The sequence below is a fragment of the Acidovorax sp. WCS2018Noco2-16 genome (assembly GCF_031843945.1).
GTDB lineage: Bacteria > Pseudomonadota > Gammaproteobacteria > Burkholderiales > Burkholderiaceae_C > Paracidovorax.
Genome location: NZ_JAVTJJ010000014.1, coordinates 1 through 12,833 on the forward strand (window position 1 = coordinate 1; position 12,833 = coordinate 12,833).

The following is a 12,833-nucleotide window of genomic DNA, read 5'->3' on the forward strand; positions in this document are numbered from 1 at the left end:
ACTCTTTTAAGAGTTTGGGCAAAGAACTTGCTGCCATGCTCCAAGGATCAGGCATCAGGGAGTCCGCCCTCCTTGAGAAGGCCAAGGATAATGGATCATGGCTCTTATCACTCTCATCAATGCGCAGCTGGCCTTTGGGCACGTGGCGCTTCTAGATCATGCAGGCTTCTCTTTGGAGTCTGGCGAACGCGTAGGCTTGATCGGTCGCAACGGCGCAGGCAAATCCTCTCTTTTGAAGATTCTTGGCGGCATCTCCAAGCCAGACGATGGCGCAATGCAGGTCCAACAGGGAATCCGCATCACTTACGTGGCGCAGGAGCCTGAACTTGATCCCACCTCTTCAGTCTTCGACGCCGCGTCCCAAGGACTGGGCAAGGTCATTCAGCTGCGCGATCAATACCTGTCTGGCGCTGATGGATTGGATCTCGATGCCTTGCAGACCCAAATCGAAGCCTATGACGCATGGAACTGGGAGCAGCGCGTAGAAGAGACGCTGCACCGCCTCCACCTAGATGGTGATGCGACTGTTGGTTCGCTGTCCGGTGGCACCAAAAAGCGTGTGGCACTAGCCCAGGCGTTGGTGGCCCGACCAGACGTACTCTTACTGGACGAGCCGACCAATCACTTGGACCTTGATTCGATCGAGTGGCTAGAGGAGTTGCTGATCGACTTCAACGGTAGTGTCGTCACCATTACCCATGACCGCGCCTTTCTGGATCGGGTAGCAACCCGCATCGTGGAACTTGATCGTGGGCACTTACGGTCGTACCCAGGCAACTTTGTCCAGTACGTGACACAGAAAGAAGAGCAATTGGCTCAAGAGGCAGTCATCTCCGCCAAGGCGGACAAGTTGCTTGCTCAAGAAGAAGTGTGGGTGCGGCGTGGCGTCGAAGCGAGGCGTACACGCAGTCAGAGCCGAATCGGTCGCTTGGAGGAACTGCGCGTTCATAGAGCCGAGCGCCGCGAGGCTCTGGGAAGCGTGCGCATGGATGTGGCGTCAGGAAGCCAAAATGGCTACCAAGGCAAGATCGTGGCCGAGCTGTCTGAGGTCAGCAAGGCTTTTGGCGATAAGGTCATCGTCACCAATTTCAGTGGGACGATTTTGCGGGGAGACAAGGTCGGCCTTATCGGACCGAATGGCGCCGGCAAGACAACATTGCTGAAAATGATCCTGGGGGAACTCGAGCCCGATGTGGGCACCATCCGCCGGGGAGCCAATCTCCAGGTGGCCTACTTCGACCAGATGCGCCATGCCGTCGACCTCGACGCCACACTGGAAGACTTCATCAGCCCGGGTAGCGAATGGATCGAGATCGGCAATCAGCGCAAACACGTCAAGAGCTATCTGAGCGATTTCCTTTTTTCTCCTGCCCGGGCCCGCTCTCCCGTTCGCTCACTGTCAGGGGGTGAGCGCAATCGCTTGCTGTTGGCGCGCCTTTTCGCCCGCCCCGCCAACGTGCTCGTGCTGGACGAACCTACCAACGACCTGGACATCGACACTCTGGATCTGCTGGAAGAGCTGCTTCAGAGTTATGACGGCACGGTCTTTTTGGTCAGCCATGACCGCACTTTCCTCGACAACGTAGTCACCAGCACCATCGCGTGTGAGGGCGCCGGACACTGGCGTGAGTACGAAGGTAGCGTGCAGGATTGGTTGCTGCAATCTCGCCGAGCCCGGTCGCTTGCAGCAAGTACGCCGGCTCCGCCCAATCCGGCTCCAGCTGCAGTTATTAGCAAAATCACGCCCCAACCCAGTGGTAGCGAGCGTGAGCAGCTATCAAAAAAGAAGCTTAGCTACAAGGAACAGCGGGAGCTGGATCAGCTCCCGGATCAGATCGCGGGCTTGGAGGCGGAGCAAAAACAAGTTCAGGATGCGCTTGCAGATGGCAGCCTCTATGCACGAGATGCAGCCAAAGCAGCGGAGCTTCATGCGCGCGAGGCGGAAATCGAAGCCCAGCTCATGTTGAGCCTGGAGCGATGGGAAGCGCTGGCCCACTAGCCAAAGTGCAGCCGGCCCGCTGACCGGCATTGAACCCGGTCAGATTCGGTGGTGCAGCCGGTCGGTCGATCCGCGCAGGCGGGTGATCAATGCTGACGCGATCTGGGTCAATGGCAGAACTTCATCGGCAGCGCCATGGGCAATGGCCTCCCGTGGCATGCCGAAGACGATACAACTGGCTTCGTCCTGCACGTAGTTGTAGCTGCCTGCATTCTTCATCTCACGCATGGCGGCGGCACCGTCGTTGCCCATGCCCGTCAGCATGATTCCGTACGCATTGCGCCCCACCACCGCAGCGGCAGACTTGAAAAGCACCTCCACCGACGGCTTGTGGCGATTTACCGGCGGGCTGTCATCCACCACCGCCACGTAGTTCGCGCCGCTGCGCGATACGTGAAACTGCGTGCCGCCTGGCGCGATGTAAGCGTGTCCAGGAAGAATGCGCTCACCATGAACCGCTTCCTTGACGGTGATCTGACACAACCCGTTCAGGCGTGCAGCGAAACTGGTGGTGAAGCCGGGGGGCATATGCTGCGTAATCACGATGGCCGGCGAATCCGCCGGCATCTGCATCAATACTTCCCGGATGGCTTCGGTTCCCCCGGTGGAAGCCCCGATACAGATCAACTTCTCGGTCGAAACACGACCCAGCAGCGCAGCAGACGACACCGGTACTGGCGCGGTTGCGCCTGGAGTGCCTGGATGTGTGACGCTGCTTGACTCACGCACGGGCGCACGACGCACGCGTGCCACGGCAGCGACACGAATCTTCTCGACGATCTGGGCGGCCAGGTCGTTCAACCCACTGGCCAAGCCGACACGGGGTTTGGCAACAAAGTCGACGGCGCCCAGTTCCAGGGCGCGCATAGTCACTTCCGCACCACGCTCGGTCAGCGTGGAAATCATGACCACGGGCATGGGGCGCAGGCGCATCAGACGCCCTAGGAAATCGATGCCATCCATGCGTGGCATTTCGACGTCCAGCGTGATCACATCAGGATTTGTCTCACGAATCATCTCGCGGGCAATCAGCGGGTCATTGGCCGTGCCAATGCACTCCATATCGGCCTGCCGGTTGATGATTTCCGCCAGCAGACTGCGCACCAGGGCGGAATCATCTACCACGACAACGCGGATCTTCCTGCTCATTGCATCCAACCTTCGTTATGCATTCTCAAAACAAATCCACCGACCCACCAGCAGTCGCCTTGGCCACCGTCACCGCATTGCCTCGGACTTCCTGCTCCACCGACGCGTCTGGATGCGCATGGGCCAGGCGCTTGACCATGGCCTTGCCCGTCACCGGGAAAAACACCACCTTGCGAGGGTAGATGTCGAGCACATCTTCCGACACGATGGGAATACGCTCGGTCTGCAGATAGCTCAGCACAAACTGGGTGTTGCGTTCGCCTACGTTCATGGTGGTGAAGTTGTGCATCACCTGCGCTCCGCCAAAGATCTTGGCCTGCATGCTTTCACGCCGGGCACCCCGCTTGAGCATCTCGTTAATGAGCAACTCCATGGCGTACGAGCCATAACGCCCCGACACATCGTTCGTGTCGCCATCGGGCAGCATGAAATGATTCATGCCACCTACGCGCGCACGGCTGTCCCAAAGGCATGCGGCAATGCAAGAACCCAGCACCGTCATGATGACCATGCTCTCCTCGGTCACAAAATATTCGCCGGGGAGCACCTTCACCGCGTTGTGCTGAAAGTGGTGATCTGCAAAGAAGAACGACGCTTCGCCCGGCTTGCGCGGGCTGGCCTTCAACTCCTGCAGCGACGACTCCTTGGCGGCGCCTGTCGCCGTGCTTGGCGAATAGATATCAGCGCTTAGAGGCGCGATGCGGGGAGCGCGGCGTCGCTCTACCGCCGCGAAGGGCAGCGCAGCCGACGTGGGTGGAAGGGCTGGACGATTGGTAGTCATGGGAGCTTCTTCTGGCTGTGTGCTGTGAAATCAGCGGCGCTCATAGACCGTCTTGCCGCGCAGCGTGAAGAGGTCGCGCGATTCGCTGAAGTTTTCCGCATGGCCTACGAACAGCATGCCACCCGGCTTCAGCACCCGGTGAATGCGTTCCAGCACGCGCCGCTGTGTAGGCGCGTCAAAGTAGATCATCACGTTGCGGCAGAACACCACATCGAACGGTTCACGAAAAGGCCAGTCGTCACGAATGAGGTTGACGCTCAAAAAATCAATGGCGCGCCGCAACTCTGGCTTGACCCGTACCAATCCGGCATTCGATGCCTTGCCGCGCATGAAAAAACGCTGCATCCGCTCGGGGCTCAGCCCTTTGAGGTTGTCCAACCGATACACCCCCTCACCGGCCGTCGCAAGCACCCGCGAATCAATGTCGCTCGCCGTCAGCTTGAAGGACGCATTAGCGCCGAGCGACTCATGCGCCGTCATGACGATGGAGTAGGGTTCTTCGCCTGTCGACGCCGCGTTACACCACACATGCCAGGGGCCCGCCGCGCGCGTGCGCAAATGCGTGGCAAAGATCTCGAAATGGTGCTGCTCGCGAAAGAACGCGGTCAGATTGGTTGTGAGTGCATTGATGAACTCCTGCCATTCGGGGCCATCGTGCGTTTCAAGCCAACTCAAATACTCCTGAAAGCTGGAGTGCCCGGTTTCTCTCAGCCGGCGCGACAGCCGGCTGTACACCATGGCGTGCTTGCCATCATGCAGGCTGATGCCGGCGCGTTGATAGATCAGCGCCTGCACACGAGAGAAATCGGCGTTGGTCCAGACGAACTCCCGGCCCTGCGCCAAGGGGCCGGTAGGCGCGGCAGCCGTTGCATCGGCATTCTGGGCGGTACTGTGGGGGGGGCGCATTCGGGACGACTCCGCTGAAGGTTATGGGTGCTGCGCGTTTCAGTACCGGGGGACCGCCAAGCGGCCAGGAAGACAAAGCCGTTCTGCGCTGCCCGCCTGACGGCTCAGTCGTTGTCGGACATCAGACCCATGTCTACGTTCGACATGAGCTTTTCGATGTCGAGCAGGATCAGCATGCGTTCGTTCACCGAACCCAAGCCCAGGATGCAGCTGTTGTCGATGGCGCTGTCGATGTCCGGCGCGGAGCGGATATTTTCAGCAGCCAGTTCCATCACGTCGCTCACGGAATCGACCACGATGCCGACCACCCGGTTGCGCAGATTCAGGATGATGACCACCGTGAAGCTGTTGTAGTCGGCACGCGAGCAGTTGAACTTGAGCCGCATGTCCACGATGGGAACGATCGTTCCGCGCAGATTGGTCACGCCCTTGATGAAGTCGGGCGCGTTCGCAATGCGCGTTGGCGGCTCGTAGCCACGGATTTCCTGAACTTTCAGGATGTCGATTCCGTACTCTTCCTGGTCCAGCCGGAAGGTCAGGTATTCCCTTGCGCCGGCGACCGCAGTCTCACCCGTCTTTTCCATCACATTCATGCCGACACTCCTTGTTGCTCCACGCTTGCGTCCATTGATCTCAGTGGCGGGCACGGCGCACCAGCGCGCCAGTGTCCAGAATGAGCGCCACGGTGCCGTCACCCAGAATGGTGGCGCCAGACACGTTTGGAACCTTGCGGTAATTGGTTTCGAGGTTTTTCACGACCACCTGATGCTGGCCCAGCAGTTCGTCCACCAGCAGCGCGACGCGGCTGCCATCAGCCTCCACCACCACCATGATGTTGCTCGACTTTCCACTGTCGCCGCGGGGCACCTGAAAGGCGCGCTCCAGCGAGATGACAGGCATGTACTCGTCACGCACCTTGACCAGTTGCGAGCCCTGGGCCACCGTGTTCACGTCGTCCGGGTTGACCTGGAACGACTCCACCACCGAAGACAGCGGCAGGATATAGACCTCTTCGCCCACGCCGACCGACATGCCGTCCATGATGGCCAGCGTCAGCGGCAGTCGCACCGACACGCGCATACCGTAGCCTTCGGCAGAGTCGATCTCGACCGATCCGTTCAGCGCGGCGATGTTCTTCTTGACCACGTCCATGCCCACGCCACGGCCGGACACATCGGTCACCACGTCCGCAGTGGAAAAGCCCGGCGCGAAGATCAGGCCCCACACCTCAGGGTCGGTCATCTGGTCTGATACGTCGAGTCCGCGTTCACGCGCCTTGCGCAGGATTTTCTCGCGTGACAGGCCCTTGCCGTCGTCGCGCACCTCGATCACGATGGAGCCGCCCTGGTGCGATGCCGACAGCGTGATGGTGCCGTGCTCCGGCTTGCCTGCGGCCAGCCGCTCGGACGGCATTTCGATGCCGTGATCGCAGCTGTTGCGCACCAAGTGCGTCAGCGGATCGGTGATCTTCTCCACCAGGCTCTTGTCGAGTTCGGTGGCCTCGCCGAGCGTGACGAAATCCACCTTCTTGTCCAGCTTGTTGGCCAGGTCGCGCAGCATGCGCGGGAAGCGGTTGAACACGATCGACATCGGAATCATCCGGATCGACATGACCGATTCCTGCAGGTCGCGGGTGTTGCGGTCCAGATCGGCCAGGCCCGCCAGCAACTGCTGGTAAACGCCGCCATCCAGGCCGCGGCTGTTCTGCGCCAGCATGGCCTGCGTGATCACCAGCTCGCCCACCAGGTTGATCAGCTGGTCGACCTTGTTGACCGCGACACGTATGGTGGTGGACTCCATCTGAGCCTGGGTAACCACCTTGGGCTCTGCCGTGGCGGCCACCCGGGTCGCAACGGCCGTGGCGGGCTGCGCTGCAGCAGGCTGCACCGCTTGTGCGACTTCAGCCGGCATGCCAGGCGAGTCGCTGAAGAAACCGTACGACTCGCCCTCGGCGATGGCGGGTGCAGCCTCGGCTTCCGCCGATTCCTGGCCGCCTGCCAAGCGGATGCTGACCTGCTCTTTGGCAACGTGGAAGGCGAAGAGATCGAGCAGGTCGTCGTCGGTCGACGTGGTTTCTACGGCGAAGGACCGCATGCCGGGAACCGAAGCCTCCACATCGCTGATTGAACCCAGACCGGGAATATCGCGGAACAGTTCCTTGATGGCGTCGGCCTGCGAGGCGCGCTCCATCGGACCGATGTCGATCTGCAGCGACCTCGGTCCGCCCGGCACGGCCGGTGCGGCAGCGGGCATGGACGGTGCCATCGGCGCAGCCACAGGAGCAGGAGCGGGGGTTGGTGCAGGAGCGGGCGCAGCGGCGGCGGGCACAGAGCCCGAAGCCAATTCGCTGATACGGCGCACCAACTCGGTCGTGGACACGGCCTCGCCCTGGCCGCCAGCCTGGTGGCGGGCCAGCAGGCTGCGCGACGCATCGGCCGATTCCAACAGCACGTCCACCATCTGGGGAACCGGCTGCAGTTCATGGCGCCGCAGACGGTCGAGCAGCGATTCCATCTGGTGCGTCAATTCGGCAACGTCCGAGAAGCCGAAGGTGGCCGACCCACCCTTGATCGAATGCGCGCAACGGAAGATGCCGTTGAGTTCTTCGTCATTGGCATTGGTCAGGTCCAGATGCAGCAGCATCTGCTCCATCTGATCCAGGTTCTCCCCTGCTTCTTCGAAAAAGATCTGGTAGAACTGACTGAGGTCGAAGTCGGCGCCAGCGCCTTCTTGGTAGCTATCCGCCATTATTGGGAGCTCCTGTGTACGGGGAATCGTCTGCTGATGCTGTGTGCTTACGCAACGTCCGCTCAGCGGATCACTTTCTGGATCACCTCGATGAGGCGATTGGGGTCGAACGGCTTGACCAGCCAGCCGGTGGCGCCGGCGCTGCGGCCGGCCTGCTTCATCTGGTCGCTGGATTCCGTGGTCAGGATGAGGATAGGCACCGTCTTGAAGCGCGGGTGCTCGCGCAGCCGGCGCGTCAGACCGATGCCGTCGAGCCGGGGCATGTTCTGGTCGGCCAGCACCAGGTGAATGTCGTGGGCCTCGGCCTTTTCAAGCGCATCCTGGCCGTCCACCGCCTCCACCACGTGATAACCGGCACCCGTCAGGGTGAAGGCCACCATTTTCCGCATGGACGGAGAGTCATCAACGGCAAGAATCGATTGCATGTAGGGCTCCAACTGACTTGAATATATAGGTGAACCAGGGCCATGAGCCCTCAGAAAAGATCTATCGAGCCGGCGTCCATCTCGCTTTGGGTCACGGGATTGGGGCGGTCGGGCGCCATGTCGGCGAAAGGCGCTGCCTCCTCGCCATCTTCGTCACCCATGGCCTCGGACGCTAGGCGAAATGCACAACCCTGCAACACCTTGGTGGTGTGCCAGATCAGCTGCGAAGCCATGTCTTGAAACTGCAGTTCGGTCACCGCACTGCGCAACGCGGTGCGCACCGATGCCAGGTGTGGAGAGTCGCCCACCACGTCATCGGTGAGTGCGCTGTTCGCTTCGCCGAAGCGTTCGAGCAGGTTGTCGGTGGCGTGGCTCAGCAGGCCTTCCAGACGATGCAGGTCGTGCATGACCACCAGCAGGGAGTCCTGCAACTCGGCAGCCACCATCACGGGGACCTGTACACCTGGCTCCCCAGGCGGTGTTAGCGTAGATTGCATCGTTTCTCCGTCGCTGCAGGCGGCTGCAAGGCACGCGATAACCCATTGGGCGAACTGGTGGTGGGCTGCGCCAACCATCCAGATCCTTGTTCGGCATTTCGCCACGACTCCTGAACACTGTTCCTCGGAACGTCCGGCCTTATTTGTTCCAATATGTATCCTATGATACCGACTCCCATGGACTCTGGTGTACCGAATAAGCCCTTGCGCATCCTGCATCTCGAAGATTCTGTCGTTGACCATGAGCTGGCCTGCCTGACACTGCGCCGCGCGGGAGTGGTGTGTGTAATTCGCCACGCTGACTCACTGGAAACGCTGGCGCACTGGCTCGATACCGAACCGTTCGACCTGATCCTGGCCGATTACCGGCTGCCGGGCTTCACCGCGCTGGATGCCTGGAGCGCGGTGTCGCAGCGCATTGATCACCCGCCCTTCGTGCTGCTGTCCGGCGCCATCGGCGAGGCCGCGGCGGTGGACGCGATCCGGCTGGGCATTGCCGATTACCTGCTCAAGGACGACATGGCCCGGCTGCCGCACGTGATCGCCCGGGCCATCGAAGTGGCCGAGGCGCGGCGGGCTCGCGAACAGGCGGCCGCCGAACTGGCCGATTCCGAGCAGCGCCTGGCCGCGTTGACCGAACACCTGCAGACCTCCATCGAGCAGGAACGCGCGGCCATCGCCCGCGAGATCCACGACGACATCGGCGGCGCGCTGACGGCGGTGAAGTTCGATCTGGCCTGGATCGGTCGGCACACCGACTCGGACGCGATGCGGGAGCATACGGGCGCGGCCGTGGACATGCTGCAGCACGCCATCGACGCGAGCCAGCGCATCATGATGAACTTGCGCCCGCCCATCCTCGACCAGGGGCTGGTGGCGGCCGTGCAGTGGCTGGCCGAAAGCTTCGAGCGGCGCACCGGCGTGCCCACCCGCTTGGCCACCAGCCGCGAAACGGTGGATGTGCCGGCCGCCGTGCAGTTGGTGGCCTACCGCACCGCGCAGGAGGCGCTGACCAACGTGTCCAAGTACGCCAAGGCCTCGCTGGTGCGCATCGACCTGGGCGATACCGAGGGTGTGCTCACCCTGGAGGTGACCGACGACGGCGTCGGCATGGATCTGGCCACCAGTCGCGCCAAGCCCAAATCCTTCGGACTGCGCGGCCTGCAGGAGCGCGCGCGCACCGTGGGCGGCTGGCTGGACATCAGCAGCCAGCCGGGGCGGGGAACCTCCATCATCCTGTCGGTGCCGCTGGGGCTACCATCAGACGGGCCAGCGGACACGGATGAAGGAGACGCACAGTGATTCATGTGGTGCTTTGTGACGATCACGCGGTGCTGCGACGAGGCATTCGCGACACCCTGACGGAGGCGCCCGACATCTCCGTGACGGGCGAGGCCGGCAGCTATTCCGAGTTGCGCGACGTGTTGCGCACCGCGCAGTGCGACGTGCTGCTGCTGGACCTGAACCTGCCCGGGCGCAGCGGCCTGGAAGTGCTGGCCAGCCTGAAAGAAACGCATGCGGCGATGAAGGTGCTGATCGTCTCGATGTACCCCGAAGACCAGTACGCGCTGCGCTGCCTGCGCGCCGGCGCCCAGGGCTACGCCAACAAGGCGGGCGACCCGATCGAGCTGATCGCCGCCGTGCGCACCGTGGTGCAGGGCCGCAAATACTTGACCGCCGAAGTGGCGCAGATGCTGGCCGACAGCCTGGCGCAGCCGACGAACGAAATGCCGCACGAGGCGCTGTCCGAGCGCGAGCTGCAGACGCTGGTGAAGATCGCCTCCGGCCGGCGGCTGTCGGACATTGCCGAAGAGCTGATGCTCAGCCCCAAGACCGTGAGCGTCTACCGCGCCCGCGTGCTGGAAAAGCTGAAGCTGTCGAACAACGCCGAGCTCACGGTCTACGCCATCCGCAATCAGCTGGTGTGAAAACAGTCGTTTTGCTATTCATTTAATAGCTTGTTGCGCTTGATGCACAAGCACTTCAATGCCCCAGGGCATTGAATCCCTTAATAAACAAGCGCTAGCAGCTATTAAATTAATAGTAATCAGCGCTGCGTGGCGAACAGGTCGATCGACTGCTGCATCAGCGCCATCACCGGTTGCTCCAGCATGGGCAGCGTGGCGGCGATGCCCAGCATGCCCACGGTCAGCGTGACGGGAAAGCCCACTGCGTAGATGTTCATCTGCGGCGCCACGCGCGAGATGATGCCCAGCGCCAGGTTCACGAACATCAACAGCGCCACCATGGGCAGCGCGATCCAGAGCGCGCTAGAAAAGAGGGACGAGCCCAGCTCGTACACCCGCATCTGGCCCAGCGCCTGCATGAAGTTGCCGTCGGCCGGAAAGCGCTCGAAGCTCTTGATCACCGCCATCAGCACCAGCAGGTGCCCGTTGATGACGATGAACAGCAGCGTGGCCATGTGGCCGAAGAACCGTGCCACTGCGCTGATCTGCCCGTTGGAGGTCGGGTCGAAGAACGACGCGAAGTTCAGCCCCATCTGCAGGCCGATCACCTCGCCCGCCAGCTCGACGGCGGCGAACACCAGCCGCACGGCAAAGCCGATTGCCAGCCCCACCACCACCTGCTGCGCCACGGCGCCCAGGGCGGCGCGGCCGTTCAGGTCGATGACGGGCGCCTCGGGCAGCACCGCCTGTGCAGACAACGCCACCAGAAACGCCAGGCCGATCTTGGCCCGCATGGGAATGACGCGCATGGAGAACACGGGCGCCACGGCGAACACCGCCAGCACGCGCAGAAAAGGCCACAGCACGGGCGTCAGCCACGCCATGATCTGCGCCTCGGTGAACGTGATCACGCCCGCAACCCCGTCACCGGCGTATCAGCCGACCACCGAGGGAATCGATTCGATGGTGCGGCGCAGGTAATCCACCAGCGTGGCGATCATCCAGGGGCCGGCGATGGCGAACACCACCATGGCCGCGATCAGCTTGGGCACGAAGGCCAGCGTGGCTTCGTGGATCTGCGTGACCGCCTGGAAGATGCTGACCAGCAGCCCCACCGCCATCACCACGCCCAGCAGGGGCATGGAGATCATCAGCAGCAAGGTAAGTGCCTCGCGGCCGATGGTGAGAGCGAATTGAGGGGTCATGGTGGCGACTCGTCAGATGAAGAGGGTCAGGTGGCGAAGCTCGCGGCGAGCGAGCCGATCAGCAGGTTCCAGCCGTCGGCCAGCACGAACAGCATCAGCTTGAAGGGCAGCGCGACCAGCACGGGCGACAGCATCATCATGCCCAGCGACATGAGGATGCTGGAGACCACCATGTCGATCACCAGGAACGGAATGAAGATCATGAAGCCGATCTGGAACGCCGACTTCAGCTCGCTGGTGACGAAGGCCGGCACCAGCACGCGCAGCGGCGCGGTCTCCGCCGTAGTTTCGGCGGGCAGCTTGGCCAGGCGCGAGAACAGCGCAAAGTCGGATTGCCGCGTCTGCTTGAGCATGAAGGCGCGCATGGGTGCCTCGCCGCGCTCCAGCGCTTGCTCGAAGGTGATGGCGTTGGTCGTGTACGGCACGTAGGCCTCCTGGTACACGCGGTCGAATGTGGGCCCCATGACGAAGAAGGTCAGGAACAGCGACAGCCCGACGATCACCTGATTGGGCGGCGCCGACTGCGTGCCGATGGCCTGGCGCAGCAGCGACAGCACGATGACGATGCGCGTGAAGCCCGTCATCATCAGCAGCACGGCCGGCAGAAACGACAGCGCCGTGAAAAACAGCAGCGTCTGGATCGGCACCGAATAGCTGTTGCTGCCGCCGCCCGAGCCGATCAGCAGGGGCAAGGTGCCCGCATTCTGGGCAAAAACTGTGGGTGCGGCCATCAACGCGGCCAGGAATGCAATCCACGCCAGTGCGCGGTGCGCGACCGACGTCGCAGGGCTCCGGCAGTCAGTGCGACGTTGCAAGGGCTCAGCCATGGTGGCCCGCTTCCTGTCGCGCCGAGGCGGCAGCCATCTCGCCGGCAAAGCCGGGCTCGGTGCGCACGGGCAGCGCAGTCGCAGGCAAAGGTGTGTGCCCCTGCGCGGGTGTCTGCCCAAGCCCTTGCCCCGGCAACACGTGCAGGCAGTTGATCTGTTGCGCCGTCACGCCCAGCACCAGCACCGTGCGCTGCTGTTCGGGGCCGACCTCCACCGTCACCACGCGCTGGTGCGGGCCCACGGCCACGGCCGACAACACGCGCGACGCGCCCACGCCAGCTGCTGTCGACAGCCGACCGGCGTTGCGCTGCTGCAGCCGCCGCACCAGCCATGGCAGCGCTGCCATGGCGGCCACGAACAGCACCACCACCAGCAGCGTCTGGGTCATG

Annotated in this window: 14 protein-coding genes; 3 read left to right on the top strand and 11 right to left on the bottom strand. The window is 62.4% G+C overall.

Annotation, left to right across the window (positions count from 1 at the left end; genetic code table 11):
• Window positions 1-97: 97 nt before the first annotated feature.
• Window positions 98-1,999 (top strand): ATP-binding cassette domain-containing protein, encoded by a 1,902-nt coding sequence (locus tag RQI28_RS18580; protein ID WP_311224139.1) that lies wholly within the window; start codon window positions 98-100, stop codon window positions 1,997-1,999.
• 39 nt (window positions 2,000-2,038) lie between these two features.
• Here the strand turns inward: RQI28_RS18580 and RQI28_RS18585 are convergent, their stop codons facing one another.
• From RQI28_RS18585 to RQI28_RS18615, 7 genes are all read right to left on the bottom strand, one after another.
• Entirely contained in the window at window positions 2,039-3,148 is a 1,110-nt protein-coding gene (locus RQI28_RS18585; protein WP_311224140.1) for a chemotaxis response regulator protein-glutamate methylesterase, read from the bottom strand.
• A 25-nt stretch (window positions 3,149-3,173) separates the two neighbouring features.
• A complete protein-coding gene (gene cheD / locus RQI28_RS18590; RefSeq protein WP_311224141.1) occupies window positions 3,174-3,929 on the bottom strand; it encodes a chemoreceptor glutamine deamidase CheD in 756 nt (251 codons plus the stop codon).
• Between the two features lie 30 nt (window positions 3,930-3,959).
• Window positions 3,960-4,835 (bottom strand): CheR family methyltransferase, encoded by an 876-nt coding sequence (locus RQI28_RS18595; protein WP_311224142.1) that lies wholly within the window; start codon window positions 4,833-4,835, stop codon window positions 3,960-3,962.
• A 104-nt stretch (window positions 4,836-4,939) separates the two neighbouring features.
• Window positions 4,940-5,428, bottom strand: coding sequence for a chemotaxis protein CheW (locus RQI28_RS18600; RefSeq protein WP_311224143.1), 489 nt, complete (start codon window positions 5,426-5,428; stop codon window positions 4,940-4,942).
• A gap of 40 nt (window positions 5,429-5,468) precedes the next feature.
• On the bottom strand, window positions 5,469-7,583 hold the full coding sequence (locus RQI28_RS18605; protein ID WP_311224144.1) for a chemotaxis protein CheW: 2,115 nt from the start codon (window positions 7,581-7,583) through the stop codon (window positions 5,469-5,471).
• Between the two features lie 62 nt (window positions 7,584-7,645).
• Window positions 7,646-8,008, bottom strand: coding sequence for a response regulator (locus RQI28_RS18610; protein WP_311224145.1), 363 nt, complete (start codon window positions 8,006-8,008; stop codon window positions 7,646-7,648).
• A gap of 50 nt (window positions 8,009-8,058) precedes the next feature.
• Window positions 8,059-8,505, bottom strand: a complete 447-nt coding sequence (locus RQI28_RS18615) for a hypothetical protein (RefSeq protein ID WP_311224146.1) — start codon at window positions 8,503-8,505, stop codon at window positions 8,059-8,061.
• Between the two features lie 162 nt (window positions 8,506-8,667).
• On the opposite strand from RQI28_RS18615, the gene RQI28_RS18620 reads away from it, so the two are divergent.
• Both RQI28_RS18620 and RQI28_RS18625 read left to right on the top strand, forming a co-directional pair.
• Window positions 8,668-9,807 carry a response regulator gene (locus RQI28_RS18620; protein ID WP_311224147.1) on the top strand — a complete coding sequence of 380 codons (1,140 nt, stop codon included), beginning with the start codon at window positions 8,668-8,670 and terminating at the stop codon, window positions 9,805-9,807.
• Window positions 9,804-10,433 (top strand): response regulator transcription factor, encoded by a 630-nt coding sequence (locus RQI28_RS18625; RefSeq protein ID WP_311224148.1) that lies wholly within the window; start codon window positions 9,804-9,806, stop codon window positions 10,431-10,433. Before RQI28_RS18620 ends, RQI28_RS18625 begins: the two co-directional genes overlap by 4 nt.
• Before the next feature lie 119 nt (window positions 10,434-10,552).
• Here the strand turns inward: RQI28_RS18625 and fliR are convergent, their stop codons facing one another.
• The 4 genes from fliR to RQI28_RS18645 form a co-directional block, all read right to left on the bottom strand.
• On the bottom strand, window positions 10,553-11,323 hold the full coding sequence (gene fliR, locus RQI28_RS18630; RefSeq protein WP_311224149.1) for a flagellar biosynthetic protein FliR: 771 nt from the start codon (window positions 11,321-11,323) through the stop codon (window positions 10,553-10,555).
• A 24-nt stretch (window positions 11,324-11,347) separates the two neighbouring features.
• Window positions 11,348-11,617 (bottom strand): flagellar biosynthesis protein FliQ, encoded by a 270-nt coding sequence (fliQ, locus tag RQI28_RS18635; RefSeq protein WP_311224150.1) that lies wholly within the window; start codon window positions 11,615-11,617, stop codon window positions 11,348-11,350.
• A gap of 26 nt (window positions 11,618-11,643) precedes the next feature.
• Window positions 11,644-12,348 carry a flagellar type III secretion system pore protein FliP gene (gene fliP, locus RQI28_RS18640; RefSeq protein WP_311224196.1) on the bottom strand — a complete coding sequence of 235 codons (705 nt, stop codon included), beginning with the start codon at window positions 12,346-12,348 and terminating at the stop codon, window positions 11,644-11,646.
• A gap of 88 nt (window positions 12,349-12,436) precedes the next feature.
• Entirely contained in the window at window positions 12,437-12,832 is a 396-nt protein-coding gene (locus RQI28_RS18645) for a flagellar biosynthetic protein FliO (RefSeq protein WP_311224151.1), read from the bottom strand.
• Window position 12,833: the final 1 nt, after the last annotated feature.

Coding starts and splice junctions, on each gene's coding strand:
- RQI28_RS18580 (WP_311224139.1), top strand. CDS start 98: ATGGCTCTTATCACTCTCATCAATGCGCAGCTGGCCTTTGGGCACGTG.
- RQI28_RS18585 (WP_311224140.1), bottom strand. CDS start 3,148: ATGAGCAGGAAGATCCGCGTTGTCGTGGTAGATGATTCCGCCCTGGTG.
- cheD (WP_311224141.1), bottom strand. CDS start 3,929: ATGACTACCAATCGTCCAGCCCTTCCACCCACGTCGGCTGCGCTGCCC.
- RQI28_RS18595 (WP_311224142.1), bottom strand. CDS start 4,835: ATGCGCCCCCCCCACAGTACCGCCCAGAATGCCGATGCAACGGCTGCC.
- RQI28_RS18600 (WP_311224143.1), bottom strand. CDS start 5,428: ATGAATGTGATGGAAAAGACGGGTGAGACTGCGGTCGCCGGCGCAAGG.
- RQI28_RS18605 (WP_311224144.1), bottom strand. CDS start 7,583: ATGGCGGATAGCTACCAAGAAGGCGCTGGCGCCGACTTCGACCTCAGT.
- RQI28_RS18610 (WP_311224145.1), bottom strand. CDS start 8,008: ATGCAATCGATTCTTGCCGTTGATGACTCTCCGTCCATGCGGAAAATG.
- RQI28_RS18615 (WP_311224146.1), bottom strand. CDS start 8,505: ATGCAATCTACGCTAACACCGCCTGGGGAGCCAGGTGTACAGGTCCCC.
- RQI28_RS18620 (WP_311224147.1), top strand. CDS start 8,668: ATGATACCGACTCCCATGGACTCTGGTGTACCGAATAAGCCCTTGCGC.
- fliQ (WP_311224150.1), bottom strand. CDS start 11,617: ATGACCCCTCAATTCGCTCTCACCATCGGCCGCGAGGCACTTACCTTG.
- fliP (WP_311224196.1), bottom strand. CDS start 12,348: ATGGCCGCACCCACAGTTTTTGCCCAGAATGCGGGCACCTTGCCCCTG.
- RQI28_RS18645 (WP_311224151.1), bottom strand. CDS start 12,832: ATGACCCAGACGCTGCTGGTGGTGGTGCTGTTCGTGGCCGCCATGGCA.